Annotated in this window: 20 protein-coding genes; 4 read left to right on the forward strand and 16 right to left on the reverse strand. The window is 61.9% G+C overall.

The genetic code is table 11. The annotated features are described in order from the left end of the window. Positions 1 to 47: 47 nt before the first annotated feature. The 7 genes from ACFVSI_RS07310 to ACFVSI_RS07340 all read right to left on the reverse strand — a co-directional run bounded on the left by ACFVSI_RS07310 (position 48) and on the right by ACFVSI_RS07340 (position 7,095). Positions 48 to 1,757: a dipeptide ABC transporter ATP-binding protein gene (locus tag ACFVSI_RS07310; protein ID WP_387821416.1), complete on the reverse strand. Its 1,710-nt coding sequence runs from the start codon at positions 1,755 to 1,757 to the stop codon at positions 48 to 50. Between the two features lie 10 nt (positions 1,758 to 1,767). Next, the gene (locus ACFVSI_RS07315; RefSeq protein ID WP_211711269.1) at positions 1,768 to 2,712 is read right to left on the reverse strand and encodes an ABC transporter permease; all 945 of its coding nucleotides are present in this window, start codon (positions 2,710 to 2,712) and stop codon (positions 1,768 to 1,770) included. Then, on the reverse strand, positions 2,702 to 3,631 hold the full coding sequence (locus tag ACFVSI_RS07320) for an ABC transporter permease (RefSeq protein ID WP_211711268.1): 930 nt from the start codon (positions 3,629 to 3,631) through the stop codon (positions 2,702 to 2,704). Before ACFVSI_RS07320 ends, ACFVSI_RS07315 begins: the two co-directional genes overlap by 11 nt. Before the next feature lie 124 nt (positions 3,632 to 3,755). Next, positions 3,756 to 5,438 (reverse strand): ABC transporter substrate-binding protein, encoded by a 1,683-nt coding sequence (locus ACFVSI_RS07325; protein WP_387821420.1) that lies wholly within the window; start codon positions 5,436 to 5,438, stop codon positions 3,756 to 3,758. A gap of 315 nt (positions 5,439 to 5,753) precedes the next feature. Further along, positions 5,754 to 6,086 carry a DUF86 domain-containing protein gene (locus ACFVSI_RS07330; RefSeq protein WP_387821423.1) on the reverse strand — a complete coding sequence of 111 codons (333 nt, stop codon included), beginning with the start codon at positions 6,084 to 6,086 and terminating at the stop codon, positions 5,754 to 5,756. Further along, a complete protein-coding gene (locus ACFVSI_RS07335; protein WP_186313513.1) occupies positions 6,083 to 6,526 on the reverse strand; it encodes a helix-turn-helix domain-containing protein in 444 nt (147 codons plus the stop codon). Before ACFVSI_RS07335 ends, ACFVSI_RS07330 begins: the two co-directional genes overlap by 4 nt. A gap of 56 nt (positions 6,527 to 6,582) precedes the next feature. Further along, the gene (locus tag ACFVSI_RS07340) at positions 6,583 to 7,095 is read right to left on the reverse strand and encodes a DUF1877 family protein (RefSeq protein WP_387821426.1); all 513 of its coding nucleotides are present in this window, start codon (positions 7,093 to 7,095) and stop codon (positions 6,583 to 6,585) included. A 109-nt stretch (positions 7,096 to 7,204) separates the two neighbouring features. Between ACFVSI_RS07340 and ACFVSI_RS07345 the strand changes: the two genes are divergently transcribed. Continuing rightward, positions 7,205 to 7,333: a hypothetical protein gene (locus ACFVSI_RS07345; RefSeq protein ID WP_387821429.1), complete on the forward strand. Its 129-nt coding sequence runs from the start codon at positions 7,205 to 7,207 to the stop codon at positions 7,331 to 7,333. Between the two features lie 118 nt (positions 7,334 to 7,451). On the opposite strand, the gene ychF is transcribed toward ACFVSI_RS07345, so the two are convergent. After that, the gene (ychF, locus tag ACFVSI_RS07350) at positions 7,452 to 8,537 is read right to left on the reverse strand and encodes a redox-regulated ATPase YchF (RefSeq protein ID WP_387821431.1); all 1,086 of its coding nucleotides are present in this window, start codon (positions 8,535 to 8,537) and stop codon (positions 7,452 to 7,454) included. A 111-nt stretch (positions 8,538 to 8,648) separates the two neighbouring features. Between ychF and ACFVSI_RS07355 the strand changes: the two genes are divergently transcribed. After that, the gene (locus tag ACFVSI_RS07355) at positions 8,649 to 9,881 is read left to right on the forward strand and encodes a DNA recombination protein RmuC (protein ID WP_387821434.1); all 1,233 of its coding nucleotides are present in this window, start codon (positions 8,649 to 8,651) and stop codon (positions 9,879 to 9,881) included. Positions 9,882 to 9,982: 101 nt separating this feature from the next. On the opposite strand, the gene ACFVSI_RS07360 is transcribed toward ACFVSI_RS07355, so the two are convergent. Both ACFVSI_RS07360 and ACFVSI_RS07365 read right to left on the reverse strand, forming a co-directional pair. Then, positions 9,983 to 11,068, reverse strand: coding sequence for a 4-hydroxy-3-methylbut-2-enyl diphosphate reductase (locus ACFVSI_RS07360; RefSeq protein ID WP_144659611.1), 1,086 nt, complete (start codon positions 11,066 to 11,068; stop codon positions 9,983 to 9,985). A gap of 24 nt (positions 11,069 to 11,092) precedes the next feature. Continuing rightward, positions 11,093 to 11,956 carry a hypothetical protein gene (locus ACFVSI_RS07365; RefSeq protein WP_387821438.1) on the reverse strand — a complete coding sequence of 288 codons (864 nt, stop codon included), beginning with the start codon at positions 11,954 to 11,956 and terminating at the stop codon, positions 11,093 to 11,095. A gap of 181 nt (positions 11,957 to 12,137) precedes the next feature. Between ACFVSI_RS07365 and xseA the strand changes: the two genes are divergently transcribed. Further along, complete coding sequence (gene xseA / locus ACFVSI_RS07370) at positions 12,138 to 13,415, forward strand: exodeoxyribonuclease VII large subunit (RefSeq protein WP_387821441.1); 1,278 nt, start codon at positions 12,138 to 12,140, stop codon at positions 13,413 to 13,415. Between the two features lie 28 nt (positions 13,416 to 13,443). Beyond that, the gene (locus tag ACFVSI_RS07375) at positions 13,444 to 13,707 is read left to right on the forward strand and encodes an exodeoxyribonuclease VII small subunit (protein WP_387821444.1); all 264 of its coding nucleotides are present in this window, start codon (positions 13,444 to 13,446) and stop codon (positions 13,705 to 13,707) included. 3 nt (positions 13,708 to 13,710) lie between these two features. Here ACFVSI_RS07375 and ACFVSI_RS07380 read toward each other — a convergent pair whose 3' ends face one another. The 6 genes from ACFVSI_RS07380 to ACFVSI_RS07405 form a co-directional block, all read right to left on the reverse strand. Continuing rightward, entirely contained in the window at positions 13,711 to 14,565 is an 855-nt protein-coding gene (locus ACFVSI_RS07380) for a polyphosphate kinase 2 family protein (RefSeq protein ID WP_387821447.1), read from the reverse strand. Positions 14,566 to 14,620: 55 nt separating this feature from the next. Next, positions 14,621 to 15,841 (reverse strand): pyridoxal phosphate-dependent aminotransferase, encoded by a 1,221-nt coding sequence (locus tag ACFVSI_RS07385; RefSeq protein ID WP_387821450.1) that lies wholly within the window; start codon positions 15,839 to 15,841, stop codon positions 14,621 to 14,623. 120 nt (positions 15,842 to 15,961) lie between these two features. Further along, complete coding sequence (locus ACFVSI_RS07390) at positions 15,962 to 16,918, reverse strand: ABC transporter substrate-binding protein (protein WP_387821453.1); 957 nt, start codon at positions 16,916 to 16,918, stop codon at positions 15,962 to 15,964. Next, positions 16,915 to 17,658, reverse strand: a complete 744-nt coding sequence (locus tag ACFVSI_RS07395; RefSeq protein WP_144659592.1) for an ABC transporter permease — start codon at positions 17,656 to 17,658, stop codon at positions 16,915 to 16,917. The genes ACFVSI_RS07390 and ACFVSI_RS07395 overlap by 4 nt, the downstream gene beginning before the upstream one ends. Then, positions 17,655 to 18,395: an ABC transporter permease gene (locus tag ACFVSI_RS07400; protein ID WP_144659590.1), complete on the reverse strand. Its 741-nt coding sequence runs from the start codon at positions 18,393 to 18,395 to the stop codon at positions 17,655 to 17,657. Before ACFVSI_RS07400 ends, ACFVSI_RS07395 begins: the two co-directional genes overlap by 4 nt. Next, positions 18,395 to 19,489, reverse strand: a complete 1,095-nt coding sequence (locus ACFVSI_RS07405; protein WP_387821457.1) for an ABC transporter ATP-binding protein — start codon at positions 19,487 to 19,489, stop codon at positions 18,395 to 18,397. Before ACFVSI_RS07405 ends, ACFVSI_RS07400 begins: the two co-directional genes overlap by 1 nt. Positions 19,490 to 19,627 lie beyond the last annotated feature (138 nt).

The following is a 19,627-nucleotide window of genomic DNA, read 5'->3' on the forward strand; positions in this document are numbered from 1 at the left end:
CGATTTTAGGGAACCACCGGCTCTTGCTCTTGAAACTACGACGCCGGTCAGGCTACCGCGGGCGGCAGGAGCAACGAACCACCGGGAATCGCGTCCAGGAGGGCCTGGGTGTACGCCTCGCGGGGATTCTCGAAGACATCATCCGTGCTGCCCGTTTCCACGAGCTGGCCCTTTTCCATGACGCACACGTGGTCTGCAATCTGCCGGACCACAGCGAGGTCGTGGGTGATGAACAGATAGGTCAACCCGAGGTTGTCCTGAAGGTCGGCCAGCAGGTTCAGTACCTGCGCCTGGACCAGGACGTCGAGCGCGGACACGGCCTCGTCACAGATGATGACTTCCGGGTCCAACGCCAAGGCACGTGCGATCGCGATACGCTGCCGCTGGCCACCGGAGAGCTCGTTCGGGTACCTCTGCATCATGGACTGCGGCAAAGCCACCTGGTCCAGCAGCTCGCGTACCTTCTTTTCGCGGCTGGCGGCATTCCCGATCTTGTGAACGCGCAACGGCTCTTCAATGGTCCTGAAGATGTTGTACATCGGGTCCAGGGACCCGTAAGGGTCTTGGAAGATCGGCTGCACACGGCGACGGAACTTGAAGAGCTCCTTGCCCTTCAGCCCTGCAGTGTCCACACCATCGAAGATGATCTGGCCCTCTGTGGGCTTTTCGAGCTGGAGCACCATCTTGGCCACAGTGGACTTGCCCGAACCGGACTCCCCCACAATTGCCGTTGTGGTTCCGCGCTTCACAGCGAAGCTGACATCGTCCACCGCTGCGAAGTCGGTCGCCTGCCCCAGCCCCTGGCGCAGTTTGTAGATCTTGCGCAGGTTCTTGATCTGGAGGACATCATCTGTAGCCCGTTCCTCGGCGACGGCCACAGGAGCAAGCAGGTCTCCGGCTTCCACTCCCTGTTCCTTGGCAACCTGGATCCGGCGCGAGGCCAGTGACGGCGCCGACTCAACAAGACGTCGGGTGTAGGGGTGCTGCGGATTACGGAGCAATTCCAAGGAAGGCCCTGCCTCCACCACGTTGCCCTGGTACATCACGATGACTTTGTCCGCACGCTCTGCAGCGAGTCCGAGGTCGTGGGTGATGAGCAGCACCGAAGTACCAAGCTCGGTTGTCATCTTGTCCAAGTGGTCCAGGATCCTGCGCTGAACGGTGACATCCAAAGCCGATGTAGGTTCGTCGGCGATCAGGAGCTTGGGCTGGCAGCTCAGGCCAATGGCGATGAGCGCACGCTGGCGCATACCGCCGGAAAATTCGTGCGGGTACTGCTTGGCACGTCGCGCAGCATCAGGAAGACCGGCCTCGGCAAGGACGCGGGCAACATCCTCGGGACCATCCGGACGGCCGTTGGCCTTCAGGGTTTCCCGCACCTGGTAACCGATCTTCCACACCGGGTTCAGGTTGGACATGGGGTCCTGGGGGACCATGCCGATGTGGCTGCCACGCAGTTCGATCATGCGCTTCTCGGGCGCATGGGCGATGTCTTCGCCGTCGAGCAGGATCTGCCCACCGGAGACGCGGCCGTTGTTCGGCAACAAGCCGATGGCGGCCAGCGCCGTCGTCGATTTTCCGGAACCCGACTCACCCACGATGGCAACCGTCTCACCCGGCATGATGGTCAGATGGGCGTTCTTAACCGCCTTGACCTCACCGGAACTGGTCTTGAAGGTGATGGCCAGGTCCTTGATTTCCAGGATTGGCCGTACTGGTGCAGTGGCTTCATCAATTCTGATGTTGGCAGAAGTCATGTTCGCCTCCTTAGCGCTGACGGCTCTTGGGATCAAGAGCATCGCGAACGGCGTCGCCAAGCATGATGAAGCTCAGGACGGTGATGGACAGGGCGGCTGCCGGGTAGAGCAAAATTCCGGGGTTGGTACGGATGGACGCATTGGCTGCGGAGATGTCGTTGCCCCACGACATCACGCTGCCGGGCAGGCCAACACCCAGGAATGACAGCGTGGCTTCGAGCACGATGAAAACGCCCAGCTCCAGCGTTGCCAGCACGATCACCGGTGCAAGTGCGTTCGGCAAAGCATGCTTCACCAGGGCACCGAACTTGGACACACCCAGGGACCGGGCGGCGGTGACAAAGTCTGCATTGCGCACTTCAATGACCGCACCTCGGGTGATACGCGCCATTTGCGGCCACGCCAGCAGGGATATGGTCAGGACCACCGTCCAGACGCTCCTGTTCTCACGGAACAAAGGAAGCTGCGTGATGACCAAAGCACCGAGGATGATCGGCAGGGCAAAGAAGATGTCGCCGAGGCGAGCCAGGACGGCGTCAAGCCATCCACCGTAGTAGCCGGCCAGCGCACCCAGAGTGACGCCGATGATTACGACGGCGAGTACGGACAGGACACCTACGGACAGAGACGCCTGGGTCCCATGGATGACCCTGGAGTAGACGTCGCAGCCTTGCAAGGTAAAGCCAAGCGGGTGCCCGGCCGTGGGCGCACCTTCGGAGTTGGACAGCTGGCAGTCGTTGTTGGGCTCAACACTTGTGAAGAGCCCAGGGAACAGCGCAACCGTCACCAGGAGCAGGATCAGAAGCGAGGAAACGATAAAGAGGGGGCGGCGGCGCAGCTTACGCCATGCATCAGCCCAGAGGCTCAGGGGCGCCTGATCTGTCTTGACAGCATCAGTGGCCAGAAGCGGTGTCTCCTCGACAGGAGCCACAAAGTGTTCGGTATTACTGGTCATAGCGGATCCTCGGGTCAAGCCAGGCGTACAGGAGGTCAACCAGGAGGTTGGTGATAACGAAGACCAGGACCAAGACGCTGACGATGGCAACGATGGTTGGCCCCTCGCTGCGTTGGATGGCCTGGAACAGCTTGTTTCCCACTCCGGGCACGTTGAAGATGCCTTCCGTGACAATGGCGCCGCCCATGAGGCCACCAAGGTTCGCGCCCAGATAGGTCACCACCGGAATCAACGAGTTCCTCAGGATGTGGGCGATCACGACGCGCGGACGGGAAAGCCCTTTGGCGGTGGCTGTACGGACGTAGTCCGCGTTCATGTTTTCACTCACTGATGCACGCGTGAGGCGAAGGACATAGGCGAAGGAGACAAGACCCAGGACAACTGCGGGAAGAATCAGGTTGCCCCAGTCCGCATTGGCACCCACTGTGGGCTTTGCCCATCCAAGTTGGACGCCGAAGATGAGCTGGAAGACGAAGCCGAGAACGAACGTCGGAACGGCGATCACCAGAAGCGAGACGACCAGGACCGTGGAATCGAACAGCTTGCCCTTTTTAAGACCAGCGAAAACACCGAAAGCGATGCCAAAGACTGCCTGGATGATCAATGCCTCGATCGCCAGCATGGCAGTAACGGGGAACGCCCTGCCTAGAGCGGCAGCAATGGGCTGCTGGGTGAAGTCGACGCCAAGGTTGAAGGTGAACAGGTTCTTGAGGAAGAGTCCGTACTGAACCCAGAACGGCTGGTCCAGGTTGTACTGGGCCCGCAAGGCGTCGATGACGCTCTGCGGAGGCTGGCGGTCACCGAAGAGCGCGGCTATGGGGTCGCCGGGAAGTGCGAAGACCATGTAATACACGAGGAGCGTGGTTCCCAGGAATACCGGGATGACCTGGAGCAGCCTGCGGAATATGAAGCGAACCACCGGTCACCCCTCTCCGTTGGTTGGGCGTTGGAATTTCATGTGTGCCTTCCTGCCAAGCAAGCAAGGGGGGCCCGGCGCGTTGGCCGGACCCCCTTTGCCTTACGGCAAGTTCAGATCCTGAGGACTACTTGGCCTCAATGTCGAAGTAACGGATGCCGCCGTTCCAGCCGGTTTCAGCTGAGACGACATTGTTGCTCCAGACGATCGGGGTTGCGCGGTACCACAACGGCAGGCCGGGGAGATCCTTGAAGAGGATCTCCTGCGCCTGGTTGAACTTCTTGTTGGCGTCCTCGGGCGTCTTGGCTGCAAGGCCTTCCTTGAGCAGCTTGTCGAACTCAGGGTTCGAGTACTTCTCGTAGTTGGACGATGCGTTCGTGGCCCAAACCGGTCCCAGGAAGTTGTACAGGGACGGGTAGTCACCCTGCCAGCCAGCGCGGGTCAGGCCAGGGAGGGACTGCGACTTGCGCAGGTCAAGAACTTCAGCAAACTTGGCGAACGGCTGGATTTCAGCCTGGATGCCGAGGTTGTTCTTGAAGCCGTTTGCAACGGCATCGATCCATTCCTTGTTGCCACCATCAGTGTTGGAGGCGATGAGGAGCGGCTTGGAACCGTCGTAAGGCTTGATCTTCTCAGCCTGGGCCCACAGATCCTTGGCCTTCTGGACATCGAACTTCAGGACGTCGCTTCCGGGGATGGAATCGTTGTAACCGTCGAGGACCGGTGCGGTGTACTCGGTGGCCGGGGTACGCGTGCCGTTGAAGATCACCTTGGTGATCTCTTCACGGTTGATGGCGTGGGACAGGGCCTGGCGTCGCAGCGTTCCAGCTTCACCCTGGAAGTTCGGGTTGTAGCCCGGGATGTTCAGGGTGGAGTTGTTGGCGTTCGGACGGGTGGAGTTCCGGTCCGGGAAGTCCGTGGTGTAGGTCTTCAGTGCGTTTGACGGAACGACGTCGGTGACGTCGAGGTTGTCAGCCTGGAGATCCGTGTATGCGGGGCCGGGATCGGTGTAGAACTTGAAGGTCACGCCACCGTTCTTGGCAGCCCGCGGGCCGCTGTAGTCCGGGTTCTTGACCAGGGAGATGGACTGGTCGTGTACCCAGGCACCTTCCTTTTCAAACTTGTACGGGCCGTTGCCGATGGGGTTCTCGCCGAACTTCTTCGGGTCCTTCAGGGCCTCGGAGGGAAGCGGGTAGAAGGCGGAGTAACCAAGACGCAGGGACCAGTCAGCCTCCGGCTGGGAGAGCTTGACCGTGATGGTCTGGTCGTCCTTGGCAGCGAGACCGGACATGGTCTGTGCCGTCGGCGCCGGGGTGGAGGTCTTCTTGCCGTCGGCGCCCGTGGTCTGGTTGACCGCGCTGACGTCGGCGTAGCCTTCGATGGACTCGAAGAAGAAGCCGTTGTTCTGGAGGTTGGTGCTCAGAGCGGCGAAGTTCCAGGAATCAACGAAGGTCTTGGCCGTGATGGCCTCACCGTTGGTGAACTTGGCACCGGACTTGACCTTGATGGTCCAGTTCTGCGAGTCGGTTGTCTCGATCGAATCCGCCAGGGCGTTGACCGGCTTGCCGTCGGAGTCGTAGGCGCGAAGGCCTTCGAACAGCAATTCGACGACGCGGCCACCGTACACCTCGTTGGTGTTGGCCGGCAGCAGCGGGTTCTGCGGTTCGTTGCTATATGCGGAGATGACCTTATTCGGGTCAGCTGCGGCTGAGCTGTTGTTGTTGCTGCCGCCGCCGCCGCCGCAACCGGTCACTGCGAGGGCGATGATCGCCGCTACGCCTAGAGCTTTGGAAGTGCGCGAGAAACGCATTCCGCCTCCTATGAGTCAGGGAGTTGAGCAGGGGAAGTTTCGTGATTTCCCCCGAGGCACGGCACAGCTTCCTACTGTGACGTTGCCTACATGTGAGTGTAAGCCTACCCACATTGCGTCCGGATGTTGGAACATGCTGGCCAAACTGTAACCGTTCCGCAACCTCTACATGCCTAAAACGCCGGGAATTTCAAGTCAAACGTTACTCGGTGGTAGCATTCGCTGTCTGACAGCAGGACAGGAGGGATTTTGGGCAGAAAAGGACCCGGTTTCGTACCCACGAGGATAGACAGGCCCGGAGCTCGGGAACAGGAACTAGGTAATCGAGCGGATGAGATTCTGGATCGTTGGCAGGTCGGCGACAAGGGTGTCCCAGACCGCGTCATAGTCCGTGCCCTCATAGTGATGCGCGAGGCGATCCCGCATCCGCTTGATCAGCGACCATGGAACCTCGGGGTACGAATTGGTCGTGTGAACACTCAAACGTGCGACGTTTTCGCCGATTTTGATAATCAACGATTCAGCCGCCAGTCCCGGCACATTGTCAGCATCGCCGATGTACCAGGCGCGGCCACGCATGACGAGGGCAGCTGCGACTTCACACAAACGTACGATTTCCCTGAGAGCGGCTGCATCCCTTTGATTCATAGTGCGACGGCGGTAGTCAGGATTTCGTGATCTTCGCGCAATCCGCCATCGGTGACGACGTCAACTTCCACCCCCAGCAAGTCACTTGCTTCCGCGGCAAACGCCGCGACAGTCAACAATCCGACCCCGGGCGATCGTGTGACCAGGATGTCAAGGTCGCTGCCTGGGCGGTCGGTGCCCCGAATGACTGAGCCGAAGACACGCGGATTGCTGAGACCGAAGCGACCGGCCAGGCTTGCCAATTCCCGGCGGTGGACTTCGAGGGCTTCATGCGGGAGGGGGCGGGCGGCGGCACGCAGACGCTCAACCATCTGCGCAGATGCCCTACGCCGACCAGCTTCGTAGGCTGCAATGTTGGGCTGAGCCACGCCGGACCGGGATGCCAGCTCTGCCTGGCTGAGTCCGGCCGCTTCCCGAAGTTCCCGCACGACATTGGTCACTCCAAAATGATATCGCGTGATATGTACAACCGGCATGACGGAAGCCAAGTTCTCGCTCATCCGATCAGATACACCATTCCGCGGCCAGTTGTCACAAGGTTCGAGACAAAGCTCTTCGCCTGCTCCAGGTAATGAGCTGCATAGCTCACCTCAGATTCTTGGTCGGCGCGTGGTACAGCGGGTAGCCGCTGCCTCAGATCGTTCTCAGAGATGCGATTCAGGTCCTGGGACACCGCCGCCATTTCCCCCGGCGTGAGAACGCGCAACCATGAGTCCCATCCGTCGTAATGCATTGTTACTTGGCCTTCAAACATGCGAAATGCAGGTCTCGCCTCCATCCCAGGTGCGAGAGGCGCGGTGCATGCCTGTAGCTGCCGCCACGCCTTATCCAGATAGAGCATGTCGCACTCAGGCACGGACTGTTTGAAAGTGGCGATAGTGACCCCATCCGCACATTCAAGGCCCCAAGCGTCGGCTAATGGATCCGACGATACAAAACGTCTCGGATCGGCAAGCGCAAGGTCGGTGACATCGCCGTCGAAGGCATATGCGTAGTATCTGATTCCCATACGCCTAGTGTGCTCAGCCGGATGGTGGAAAGGGACAGGCCAAAAGGCGTATGTGCATAACCCTCACTCGGGCGGCCTCTGGTGCACCCGACGCCACTATGCTTGGCCCATGTCCACAGACGAAGAAAAAGATCCCCCGGTTCCTGCGGACGTCGAGGGAAAGATCCCTAAAAAGGTCCACGACGTCCCCGAGCCTGACGCGAAAACAACCGCCGAGGAAAAGCGCGAAAAGTCCTAGGAGTCACGTCCGTGGGCGTCGGCTCCCGACCCAACAGCAAAGGCCGCAGGCCATGAAGAGGTGAACTCCATGGCCTGCGGCCTGCTGAGGCGCCAGGGCTGACTGGCTGGGGTCCTGACTAGACGTTGAAGCGGAACTCCACCACGTCGCCGTCGGCCATCACATACTCTTTGCCTTCGATCCGGACCTTGCCGCGGGACTTCGCCTCGGCCATGGAACCGGCCTCGATAAGGTCATCGAAGGAGACAACTTCGGCCTTGATGAAGCCGCGCTGGAAGTCGGAGTGGATCACGCCGGCCGCCTGGGGCGCCGTATCGCCCTGCCGGATGGTCCAGGCACGGGTTTCCTTGGGGCCAGCTGTGAGGTAGGTCTGCAGGCCGAGCGTATGGAAGCCGACGCGCGCCAACTGGTCCAGGCCGGACTCGGACTGGCCGTTCATTTCCAGCATCTCGCGGGCTTCTTCTTCGTCGAGCTCAACGAGGTCGGACTCGAGCTTGGCGTCAAGGAAGACCGCATCCGCCGGAGCCACCAGGGCACGCAGTTCCTCCTGCTTGGCGGGATCTCCAAGGATGCCCTCGTCGGCGTTGAAGACGTAGATGAACGGCTTGGCCGTCAGGAGACCGAGCTCCTTGAGGTGACCCATCTCGAGCTTGTCGCTCTTGACGGAGGAGAAGATGGTGTCGCCACGTTCAAGCACAACCTGGGCAGCCTTGATGGCGGCCAGCTCTGCGGCATCGCGCTTCTTGATCTTGACTTCTTTTTCGATGCGCGGGATCGCGTTTTCGATGGTCTGAAGGTCAGCGAGGATGAGCTCGGTGTTGATGGTCTCCATGTCGGAGCGCGGGTCCACTTTGCCATCCACGTGAATGACATCGGGGTCGTCAAAGACACGGACAACCTGCGCGATGGCTTCAGCCTCGCGAATGTTGGCCAGGAACTTGTTGCCCAGGCCTTCGCCCTCGGAGGCGCCCTTGACGATGCCCGCGATGTCCACGAAGGACACAGGCGCAGGCAGCAGCTTCTGCGAACCGAAGATCTCGGCCAGCTTCGCCAGGCGCGGGTCAGGCAGGTTCACGACGCCGACGTTCGGTTCGATCGTTGCGAACGGATAGTTCGCAGCGAGCACCTGGTTTCGGGTCAGTGCGTTGAAAAGGGTTGATTTGCCGACGTTGGGCAGTCCGACGATGCCTATAGTAAGAGCCACGAGCATTGATTCTACCCGCTGGAGCCGCGCCTCCGCTTGTCGATGCCTGCCAGCGGCCCTCTCAGCGGGCGCCTCGCTAAAACTGTCGTACCCCTGTGACAGGGTTGGCTCATGGATGGATTTGGATTGGTTTTGGCCCTGCTGATGCTGCTGATCGGCGCCGCGGTCGGTCTCGCTGCCGGTTACGTTGTTTTCCGACGCCGGGGCGCAGGTTTGGAAGAAGACTTCGACGCCGTTTCGTCGCGGCTTTCCGAGGTGACGGCACAGTTGGCAGCGGCCGACGCCGAGCGGCGGCTTTTGTTTACGCAGAACCGCGAGTTGAGCGCGGCCAGGAACTCCGACGGCAGTGTGTTGCGGGCGCTGGCCCCGGTCGCTGAGAAACTGACAGCGGTCCAACAGCAGGTCTCACTGCTGGAGCGCGACCGCGTGGAGCAATACGGCCAGCTTGCCCAACAGCTCCAGGATGCCCGCCTTTCCGATGAACAGCTATTGAGGTCAACGCATGCCCTGGCTTCGGCCCTGCGCTCCAACAGCGCGCGCGGTCAGTGGGGCGAAGTCCAACTGCGCCGGGTGGTGGAGGCATCTGGAATGCTGCGGCATGTGGACTTCCACGAACAGGTCCATTCCGGCAAAACCGAAAACACCTTGAGGCCCGACCTCGTGGTTCAGCTTCCCGGCGGCAAGCAGCTGGTGGTGGATGCCAAAGTGCCTTTGGCCTCCTACCTCGCTGCCCAGGAGCAGTTGCATGGAGCTGGCTCCTTGGGAGAATCCGTTACGGCTGCCAGCGGTCAGGATTCGAAAACCCTCCTGGCCCAACACGCCAAGGCGCTGAAGGCCCACATCGACGCCTTGGCTTCCAAAAAGTACTGGGACATCCCCGGCAACTCCCCCGAACTCGTGATCTGTTTCCTGCCCGCCGAGTCCATCCTGGCCTCTGCGCTTGAAGCCGACCCTGCGTTGCTGGAGCACGCCCTGTCCAGGAACGTGGTCCTGGCCTCGCCCGGAACACTGTTGGCGGTCCTGAAATCAGTTGCTTTCACCTGGCGGCAGGATGTGCTCACGGACAGCGCCCACGAACTCTTCGAACTCGCCAAACAGCTCTACGAACGCATGGGCACGCTCGGAGAGAATGTCAGCAAGCTGGGAAGCTCCCTCAAGACCTCCGTGGACCGCTACAACGCCATGGTGGGCACTTTGGAGGCTCGCGTCCTCCCGACGGCCCGCAAGCTCAACACCATGGACGACGCCGGTCTGACAGCCCCTCCGTCTGTCGAAGCTGTCCCCCGGGCCCTTGCAGCACCGGAACTCCTTGAAGACCGGGAAGACCACGAGTCGGCTGCCTGAACGCCGCCGCCTTAATGCCAGGAAACCCGCAGCGTTCCCGCCATGATGGCAGGCCCGCTGCGGGTTCCTTTTTAAACTTCGGTCGCTCCCGGGTTCAAGCTCTACGACGTCGGCCGGTTCCCACGTCCGCCGAGTGCACGGGAGACATCGCCGGCCTTCTTCAAGGTGGCGCGCAACTCCTTGGGCAGCGAGAAGAGAAGATCTTCCTCTGCCGTCACAACCTCTTGGACCTCGCCGTATCCGTACTCGGCGAGCAGTCGCAGAACGTCCTGCACCAGCACCTCCGGTACAGATGCCCCGGACGTCACGCCCACAGTGGCCACGCCCTCGAACCAGGCCTCGTCCACCTCGTTGGCGAAGTCCACCCGGTAGGAGCTCTTGGCCCCGTATTCAAGGGCAACTTCGACCAAGCGGACCGAGTTGGAGGAGTTTGCCGAGCCAACCACGATCACCAGGTCAGCCTGCGGAGCAATCTTCTTGATGGCCACTTGGCGGTTGGTGGTGGCATAGCAGATGTCGTCGCTGGGCGGATCCTGCAGCGTGGGAAAACGCTCCTTGAGCAGGCGCACAGTCTCCATTGTCTCGTCGACACTCAGTGTCGTCTGCGAAAGCCAGATGGTCTTCTCAGGATCCCGAACGGTGACCTTGTCGACCTCGTGGGGGCCGTTGATGATCTGGATGTGTTCAGGGGCCTCACCTGCGGTCCCCTCGACCTCTTCATGGCCTTCGTGGCCGATCAGCAGGATGTCGTAGTCGTCCTTGGCAAACCGGACAGCTTCACGGTGGACCTTGGTGACCAAGGGGCACGTGGCATCAATGGTGCGCAAGCCGCGGTCCTCGGCAGATTGGACGACGGCGGGCGAGACGCCGTGCGCCGAAAAAATTACCAGGGCGCCCTCGGGAACCTCGTCGGTTTCCTCAACGAAGATGGCGCCCTGTTCTTCAAGGGAGCTGACCACATGGACGTTGTGGACGATCTGCTTCCGCACGTAAACGGGCGGCCCATAGTGCTCCAGCGCCTTTTCAACGGCGATGACAGCCCGGTCGACACCGGCACAGTAGCCGCGCGGAGCAGCCAGCAAGACCTTCTTGGGACCCACAACCGGGGCCGCCGCCTGTACCTCTTCCGGAGATCGCCGTCTGCGGGGCACCGTTGGCATTGGAATGGAAACTGCTGTGCTGGTCATGCCTCCATGCTACCGGCACGGCCTTTAGCTGCGGGCAGAACGTGACCGTCGTCGCCCTGACACCACAGCAGCTATGACACCCACCACAACAAGTGCGCCGGAGACGACCACCGAGGTACCCACCCATTGGCCGAATCCCGCCCGCGCGGCCGTGAGGAATTCATCCTTGAACAACTCCGCCACACTGTTGGCGCTATCGAGGTTCCCCACCACTGATCCGGCGAGATCCGCTCCTGCAGTCCAAAGGGCCGCAAGCGCCAGACCACCGAGGCCAAGGAACACCAACACCAGCGACCGCCGTCGTGAGGCCACGATCGCCAAGAGAGCTGAAACAGCGGCGCCGAGAGCCGCCACCCACCACAATGGCGCAAAGGCAGCGACGCGCTCCACGAGTTGGCGGTGGGAAGGCTGCCCCAGGGACACCAGGCTCTCGGTCGGAACGTCAATACGGATAGTTGTGGCCTCGGCGAAGTGGTCCCGGATCAGCCTGACCATGGGACCGATATCGAGAACCAGTGCCGTGCTGGCGCGGTTTTCCTCTGGCTGGTCCACCGTGCCGAAATTGAGCCTGTGGCTGTTTCTGACCGTGTCCTGCCATGCCTGCGGATAATCGCTCCACGACTGCATGCCGGAGGCAGCTTTTCGCAGAGCGTCAGCAGCCAGGGACTGAATCGGCTCCGGCAGGTCCACTGAGGACTCAAAGGTTCCTACAGCCGCCGCGGCCAGTCGGCTCTGGAACCCGGGGTCGTTGCCCAGGGAACCGGCAAGGTGAACGAATCCTTCTTCCTTGACGATGTTCTGGTCTACCCATGCTGTCGGAACGGCGACGGCCGTGAGGAGCACGGCGAGGACCACTCCCACTGCTGAGACAAAAGTACGCAAGATCATCCTCGGAGTCGGGGGCAGTGCCACCATCCTAGGTCTGTCCACATGATAGGAAAAATGTCGGGGTCTGGGATCAAGCTATGGATAGAGTTGGAAGGCGGCCGCGATCCAAGGGCGCACCCCTGAACGAGGACCATGAACATGCAGCCACGAACGCAGCGACCTGGACAGGCACGGACCAGCCATGTCCGCTGAAGCCATGCCGGAATCAACCCTCCCCGGAACTGCTGCCGAAACAAGCCCGGACAACCCCTGGCCACTGCAGCTGCTCTCGCGCAAGCTCAAGGCCCACATCGAACGTGCGCCGGCGGCGTGGATCGAGGGCCAGGTCATTGAAATGAACCGCCGGGGCGGCAACGCTTTTCTCACCCTGAGGGATGTGGATGCGGAGATTTCGCTGCCCGCATCTGTGTGGTCCACAGTCTTGGACCGGCAGAAGATACCCCTGGAGCGCGGTTCCCGGGTGGTGGCATTGGTCAAGGCGGACTTCTGGGTGAAAACCGGTCGCCTGAACATGTCCGTCAAGGACATCCGTCCGGTAGGCCTTGGTGACCTGCTGGTCAGGATCGAAAGGCTTCGCCAAGCATTGGCCGCCGAAGGCCTCTTTGCCGATTCCCGGAAGCGCAAGCTGCCGCTGCTCCCCCACCGCATCGGGCTGATCACGGGCAGGGATTCGGACGCGAAGAAGGACGTCATGCGCAATGCCGCCCTGAGGTGGCCGGCGGTTGAGTTCGATGTCCGGGAGGTGGCCGTTCAAGGCAACACTGCGGTATCCCAGATCATCGGTGCATTGAAGAAACTCGATGCCGATCCGCACGTTGATGTCATCGTGCTCGCCCGCGGCGGAGGCGCCTTGGAGGACCTCCTGCCGTTCAGCAACGAGGACCTCATCCGGGCAGTCTCAGCTGCCACCACGCCGGTGGTCAGTGCCATCGGGCACGAGGCGGACCGACCCATCCTGGATGACGTAGCGGATCTGCGCGCCTCCACGCCCACGGACGCCGCCAAGCGGATTGTTCCGGACGTGGCAGAAGAATTGGCCATGGTCCGCCAAGCACGGGATCACCTTCGTCGTGGAATCAGCCGCTTGGTGGACCGGGAGACGGACAGGCTCCAATCCCTGAAGTCCAGGCCGGTCCTGGCATCACCGGCCTCCATGGTGGACGCCCGGGCGGAGGATGTCCACCGCCTGCAGCGCAGGACACATTCGGCCGTCAGCACAGCCGTTGTGCGGGCCCTGGACCAAGTGCACCACTTGCGGGCCCAGGTCCGCGCACTGTCGCCGCAAAAAACCCTGGACCGCGGTTACGCCGTCGTCCAACTCATCGGGGAAGACGAGGCCGGACACCACGTAGTCAGCAGTCCCGAAGAGGCACCGGACGGGACAGCACTGGCCGTCCGAGTGGCCCACGGCCGGTTCAAGGCCGTCTCCACAGGCCATGCTGAACGCCTGGACCCCTAAAGCCACTGAACACCCACGTAAGGACATCATGACCGAGAACAACGCAGCATCCCCTGGGGCCGGGTCCCTGGACAGCCTGAGCTACGAAGAAGCACGCGAACAACTTGTGGCCGTCGTCAGCCGCCTTGAGGCAGGTGGCGCCAGCCTTGAGGAATCCCTCGCCCTCTGGGAGCGGGGCGAAGCCCTCGCCAAGCGCTGCGAGGACTGGCTGGAAGGCGCCCGGAAGCGCCTGGCGACGGCCCGGGACGCAGGGAACGACGGCGGTACGTCAGCGGGCGCCGACCAGCAGTAGTCCCTAGGACTTCTCGACGAGCGCCCGCTCCGCCGAGACGTCGAAATCGGCCTTGGGCCAGTCCAAATCCAGGCCTTCCAGGGCCTCCAGCAGCAGCTGCTGAACGGCGATCCGGGCGTACCACTTCTTGTTGGCCGGTACGACGTGCCAAGGCGCGACATCCGTTGAGGTCTTCTCAAAGGCGATGCTGTAGGCGGCCATGTAGTCGTCCCAGTAGGCGCGTTCGGCGAGATCGCCCCGGCTGTACTTCCAGTGCTTGGCGGGATCGTCCAAGCGGGCAATCAGGCGCTCTTTTTGTTCGTCCTTGCTGATGTTCAGCATGACTTTGACAATGGTGGTGCCTTGGTCAGCAAGGCGTGCCTCGAAGTCGTTGATGGCCGCATAGCGGCGTTCGAGTTCCTTCGCGTCGGCCCAGCCATGGACACGGTGGATCAAGACGTCCTCGTAGTGCGACCGATCGAACACCCCGACCATGCCGACTGCCGGGACTTCCTTCTCGATCCGCCACAGGAAGTCATGCGACTTTTCCTCGTCCGTGGGAGCCTTGAAGGCGGCCAGGTGCACACCCTGCGGGTCCATGGCGCCCACTACATGGCTCACGATTCCGCCCTTGCCCGCAGTGTCCATGGCCTGCAGGATCAGCAAGAGCCTCTTGGAGCTGCCGAACTTGCCCTCGGCGAAGAGCTGCTCCTGCAGTTCTGCCAGCCGGTCGTCCTGGGCCTCGAGCAAAGCCTTGCCGTCCGCCTTGGTCCCCGTATAGCCGGGGGTGGACTGAGGGTCGACGCCTGCGAGCGAAAATCCGGGCCCGACCTTCAGAACTTCGGCTGGACTCTTGGCGAACTCAACTACAGCAGCCATGTGGCGCACCCTTCTTCCCCTACCGCGCCCCGGTGACGCGGCTGTGAACCTCAGGCTAGTTGCCCGGGTACCTCGACAGGAAGTCCGCCATGCGGCCAATCGCCTCTTCAATGTCCTTGACGTTGGGCAAGGTCACCATGCGGAAGTGGTCGGGGCGAACCCAGTTGAACGCGCGTCCGTGGGAGACGAGGATCTTCTGCTCCTTCAGCAGGTCAAGGACAAACTTCTCGTCATCCCTGATGTGGTAAACCTCGGGGTCCAGCTTCGGGAACAAGTACAGCGCACCCCTCGCCTGCTGGGTGCTGACGCCGGGGATGGCGTTGAGGAGGTCGTAAGCCTTGTTGCGCTGTTCCAGGAGCCTGCCACCGGGAAGGATGAGATCGTTGATGCTCTGGTAGCCACCGAGCGCCGTCTGGATGGCGTGCTGGGCAGGGACGTTGGCGCACAGGCGCATGTTGGCCAGGAGGTTGATACCTTCCAGGTAATCCGCGGCGTCCTTCTTTGGCCCGGAAATGGCCATCCACCCGGCACGGTAACCGCAGACCCGGTAGGCCTTGGACAGGCCGCTGAAGGTCAGGCAGAGGACGTCGTCCCCGGTCAGCCCGGCGAGGTTGGTGTGGACTGCGTCTTCGTACAGGATTTTCTCGTAGATCTCATCGGCGAACAGCACCAGGCCGTGCTTTTCAGCCAGCGCCACAATCCGCTTCAGGGTCTCCTCCGGGTAGACGGCACCCGTGGGGTTGTTGGGGTTGATCACGACGATGCCCTTGGTCCGGGGGGTGATCTTCGATTCCAGGTCTTCAAGGTCAGGCTGCCAGCCTGAATCTTCATCGCAGAGGTAGTGCACGGGACGGCCGCCGGCCAGCGCGACGGACGCAGTCCACAGCGGGTAGTCCGGGGTGGGAATCAGGACCTCGTCCCCATCCTCCAGCAGGGCCATGAGGGACATGGTGATGAGTTCGCTGACACCATTTCCGAGGTAGATGTCATCGACGTGGATGTTCTGGATGCCGCGGGTCTGGTAGTACTGGGAAACGGCGGTCCTTGCCGAGAAAATCCCGCGCGAATCGCTGTAACCCTGGGCATTGGGCAGGTGGCGGATCATGTCCACCAAAATGGCGTCAGGCGCTTCAAAGCCGAAAGGTGCCGGGTTTCCGATGTTCAGTTTGAGGATCCTGTGCCCCTCCGCCTCCATCTGCTGGGCGGCCTGAAGAATCGGTCCACGGATGTCGTAGAGGACATTATGAAGCTTGGTGGACTGCTTGAAATTCGCCATTCCTCAAATATGCCACATGGGTGATGTAGTTCAGTTGAGACTTGACTCACATATACGACGACGGCGGTGACGGTCCCGCGCGGGTCCGTCACCGCCGTCGTACGCGGTTTTGTTGTGGGACTACTTGACGATGCCCTTGTCCTTCAGCCAGGCGGCTGCGGCGTCCTTGGGCGACTGCTTCTGGTCGCCGCTGACGGCCCTGTTCAGGTTGATGAGGTCATCGGTGGTAAGGATCTTGGACACGTTGTTGAGCGCGTCCTTGGCCTTGTCCGTCATCTTGGACTTGTTGTAGAGCGGCAGGACCTGCTGGGCCTTGAAGTTGTTCTTGGGGTCCTCAAGGACCACGAGATCGTTGTCGACGATGGAGGGCGTGGTGGTGTAAATGTCAGCCACCTGGACCTTGTCCTCCAGCAACGCCTGCAACGTCAGGTTGCCACCGCCGTCGCTGAACGGCTGCAGGCCCTTGAGCTCGCAGTTGTAGTTCTTCTTAAGGCCGGGGAAGCCGTACGAGCGGGTCTCGAAGGTGGCCGGCGCCGCCATGGTGAAGTCCTTGCAAACCTTGGCCAGGTCCTCAATGGACTTCAACTGGTACTTCTCGGCCGTGGCCTTGGTGACCACCATGGCGTCCTTGTCCTCGGCCTTGGAGGCCTCCAGGACACCCAGTCCTTCAGGCAGCTTGCCGGGCAGGGCCTTGTACACATCATCGGCCGATACTTCGGTGGCCTCAGTGTCCACGTAGGAAAGGAGGTTGCCGGAATAGTCCGGAACGAGGTCGATCGAGCCGTCCTGGACAGCCTTGAAGTAGATCTCACGCGAACCGATGTTCGGCTTTGACGTTGCGGTGAGTCCTGCTGCGTTGAGTGCACCAACGTAGATTTCGGCGATCACCTGGCTCTCGGGGAAATCGGCAGAGCCAACTACCAGGGAACCGCCACCGGAGGAGCCGCTGGGCGCCGCGGAGGAGGGATTGGCCAGGGGGCTGCCGCCGCACGCGCTCAAGGCGAGGGCCACACCCACACCAGCTGCGAGGCCGCCGAGGCCACGGCGTGTAAGGGTCATGGGGACGGGGTTCTTCATGGTGTACCTCCTTGAACGGCAGCCCCGGCTGGAGCCGCGGCTGTGAGATCTTCGGCTGCCTTATGGCCGCCTTTTGAGTCGAGGGTAAGACCTGGTGAAAGGACCAGCCGTTGTACCGCGGCGAGGATCAGGTCCACGGCAATGGCCAGGCCGGCGATGAGCAAGGAACCACCGAGCATCCGGGGAAAATCCTGCAGGACGAGGCCGTCAAAGAGATAACGGCCCAGCCCTCCGAGCGGCAGATAGGCGACGACGGAAACAGTAGCGATGACCTGCAGCACTGCGGTGCGGATCCCACCGAACATCACTTGCAGTCCGTTGGGCAGTTCCACCCGGAAGAGGATCTGCAGTTCGGTCATGCCCACGGCCCTGGCAGCATCGACCACATTGGCATCAACGCTGGAGATGCCGGCGTAGGTACCGGCCAGAAGCGGCGGAACCGTGAGGATCACCAAGGCCCAGACCGGCGGCATGAGGCCGCTTCCGGCCAACAGGGCAAAAAGGACCAGCAAGCCGAGGGTGGGAAGGGCACGGAGTGCGCCGGCCACAGCCACTGCCACCACTCGCCCCCGCCCGGTGTGACCAATAAACAGACCCACGGGAATGGCGATCACGGCGGCGATGAGCAGCACCAGGCCGCTGTACTGCAAGTGTTCAAGCAAACGGGTGGGAATGCCGCCGCTTCCGGTCCAGTGCTTGGGATCGGCGAGCCACGCGAGGGTTTCGGCAAAGATGTTCATGCCGACACTCCAGGATCGGGGCGCAGGCCTGCCTGTGGCACGGCGGGTCCGGTCTTGGGCTCAGTGGCCAAGGTGGTGGCATCAGGCCCGGACGGTTTACCGCCCGCCGCACGGGTCCATGGCGTCAGGAGCCGCTCCAGCACTACAAGGACAGCATCCATCAGCAATGCCAAAACCAGGATGGCGAGGATCCCCACCACCACTTCGGTGATGAAAGTCCGCTGCAGTCCGTCGGTGAAGAGAACGCCCAGGTTGCCCACCCCCAACAAGGCCGCGACACTGACCAGGGAAATATTGCTGACGGACACTACGCGGAGGCCGGCGAACATCACCGGCAAGGACAATGGCAGGTCCACCTGGAAGAACCGGGCCGCCGGTTTGAAGCCCATGGCCACGGCAGCGTTACGGAGGTCATCGTCCACGGAGTCGAACGCGTCCATCGCCGCCCGGACCAGCAAGGCAACGGCGTAGATGGTCAGCGCCACCACCACATTCAGGGGGTCGAGGATCCGGGTACCGAGAATGGTGGGAAGAATGATGAACAGTGCCAGCGAGGGAATGGTGTAGAGCAGCGACGAAGCCGTAGCCACCACTGAGCGGAGCGTGCTGTTCCGCCGGGCAAGCTGCGCCAGGGGAACAGAGATCACCAATCCCAGAACCATGGGAATGACCGCGAGCACAAGGTGCTGGCCGGCCAGTCCCAGGACCATTCCAATGTTGGCAAGGAACCACTCCATCAGGTGGCGTCCTCCCTGTGGTGCCGCGCTTCTTCAATCAAGGCCAGGACTTCCGGCGCCTTCAAAACTCCGGCGACCCGGCCGTCGTCGTCCACTGCGACCCCAAGGCCCGACGGCGACGACAACGCCGCGTCCAAAGCACGGCGCAGCGTATCCCCCTTGCGGAAGAGCGAACCACCCGGGATCAGCCCGGCGCCGTCGCGGGGTGAGGACCATCCGAGGGGGCGCGATTCATCGTCCACTACCAAGGCCCACTCCCCGGAGCGACGTCCGGCGCTGTGGCCATCGCCGTGATTGACCATGGTCACCGGGTGCAAGGTGACGGCATCGGCTCCGTTGAAAGCGAGGTGACGGAAGCCGCGGTCCCGTCCCACGAAGGAGGCGACGAAGTCGTTCGCCGGCGCCCTGAGGATTTCCTCCGGGGCGGCATACTGGGCCAGCTTGCCGCCCACGGCAAACACGGCCACTTTGTCGCCCAGGACAGTGGCCTCATCGATGTCGTGCGTGACGAAGACGATGGTCTTGGCAAGTTCGCGTTGCAGGCGCAGCAACTCCTGCTGCAGTTCATCGCGCACCACGGGATCCACGGCACTGAAAGGCTCGTCCATCAAGAGGACAGGCGGGTCGGCAGCGAGCGCGCGGGCAACCCCGACGCGCTGCTGCTGGCCACCCGAGAGTTGGCTCGGGTACCGCTTGCCGAGAACAGAAGCCAGCCCGACGACGTCGAGCAGTTCGGCCGCACGTTTGCGCGCCGCCGCCTTGGGGATACCGTTTAGGCGCGGCACGGTGGCGATGTTGTCCAGCACGGAGCGGTGCGGCAAGAGGCCCGATGACTGCATGACGTAGCCCATGGATCGGCGGAGCTTGGCCGCCGGAACCTGGGACACGTCGTCGCCGGCCACGGTGATGGTTCCGCTGGTGGGCTCCACCATGCGGTTGATCATGCGCAGGGAGGTGGTTTTGCCGCAGCCTGAGGGCCCCACGAACACAGTGATGGCACCCTTGTCGATGGACATGGTGAGAGCGTCCACCGCAGGTTGCCCGCCCTGGTATTGCTTGGTCACGCTCTGGAACTCAATCATGGCTTCGGCCATACCCGGGCTTACCTATCTGTGGTCGAGAACATCGGTAGAGCCTGATGATCATATGCACTCTTATTACTTGGCTGCAAAGCAATCTTCACCCAGAGTAGCCAGCACCACCGGCGATGTCAGCGGCGGCACGAATTCCGT

The sequence above is a fragment of the Paenarthrobacter sp. NPDC057981 genome (assembly GCF_042886835.1).
Taxonomy (GTDB): Bacteria; Actinomycetota; Actinomycetes; order Actinomycetales; family Micrococcaceae; genus Arthrobacter.

Bases quoted from the DNA above. Each gene is read 5' to 3' on its own strand.
- ACFVSI_RS07360 (WP_144659611.1), bottom strand. From the start codon at position 11,068: ATGACCAGCACAGCAGTTTCCATTCCAATGCCAACGGTGCCCCGCAGA.
- ACFVSI_RS07395 (WP_144659592.1), bottom strand. From the start codon at position 17,658: ATGAACATCTTTGCCGAAACCCTCGCGTGGCTCGCCGATCCCAAGCAC.
- ACFVSI_RS07385 (WP_387821450.1), bottom strand. From the start codon at position 15,841: ATGGCGAATTTCAAGCAGTCCACCAAGCTTCATAATGTCCTCTACGAC.
- ACFVSI_RS07355 (WP_387821434.1), top strand. From the start codon at position 8,649: ATGGATGGATTTGGATTGGTTTTGGCCCTGCTGATGCTGCTGATCGGC.
- ACFVSI_RS07310 (WP_387821416.1), bottom strand. From the start codon at position 1,757: ATGACTTCTGCCAACATCAGAATTGATGAAGCCACTGCACCAGTACGG.
- ACFVSI_RS07345 (WP_387821429.1), top strand. From the start codon at position 7,205: ATGTCCACAGACGAAGAAAAAGATCCCCCGGTTCCTGCGGACGTCGAG.
- ACFVSI_RS07390 (WP_387821453.1), bottom strand. From the start codon at position 16,918: ATGAAGAACCCCGTCCCCATGACCCTTACACGCCGTGGCCTCGGCGGC.
- ACFVSI_RS07405 (WP_387821457.1), bottom strand. From the start codon at position 19,489: ATGGCCGAAGCCATGATTGAGTTCCAGAGCGTGACCAAGCAATACCAG.
- ACFVSI_RS07325 (WP_387821420.1), bottom strand. From the start codon at position 5,438: ATGCGTTTCTCGCGCACTTCCAAAGCTCTAGGCGTAGCGGCGATCATC.
- ACFVSI_RS07365 (WP_387821438.1), bottom strand. From the start codon at position 11,956: ATGATCTTGCGTACTTTTGTCTCAGCAGTGGGAGTGGTCCTCGCCGTG.
- xseA (WP_387821441.1), top strand. From the start codon at position 12,138: ATGTCCGCTGAAGCCATGCCGGAATCAACCCTCCCCGGAACTGCTGCC.
- ACFVSI_RS07315 (WP_211711269.1), bottom strand. From the start codon at position 2,712: ATGACCAGTAATACCGAACACTTTGTGGCTCCTGTCGAGGAGACACCG.
- ACFVSI_RS07340 (WP_387821426.1), bottom strand. From the start codon at position 7,095: ATGGGAATCAGATACTACGCATATGCCTTCGACGGCGATGTCACCGAC.
- ACFVSI_RS07400 (WP_144659590.1), bottom strand. From the start codon at position 18,395: ATGGAGTGGTTCCTTGCCAACATTGGAATGGTCCTGGGACTGGCCGGC.
- ACFVSI_RS07380 (WP_387821447.1), bottom strand. From the start codon at position 14,565: ATGGCTGCTGTAGTTGAGTTCGCCAAGAGTCCAGCCGAAGTTCTGAAG.
- ACFVSI_RS07330 (WP_387821423.1), bottom strand. From the start codon at position 6,086: ATGAATCAAAGGGATGCAGCCGCTCTCAGGGAAATCGTACGTTTGTGT.
- ACFVSI_RS07375 (WP_387821444.1), top strand. From the start codon at position 13,444: ATGACCGAGAACAACGCAGCATCCCCTGGGGCCGGGTCCCTGGACAGC.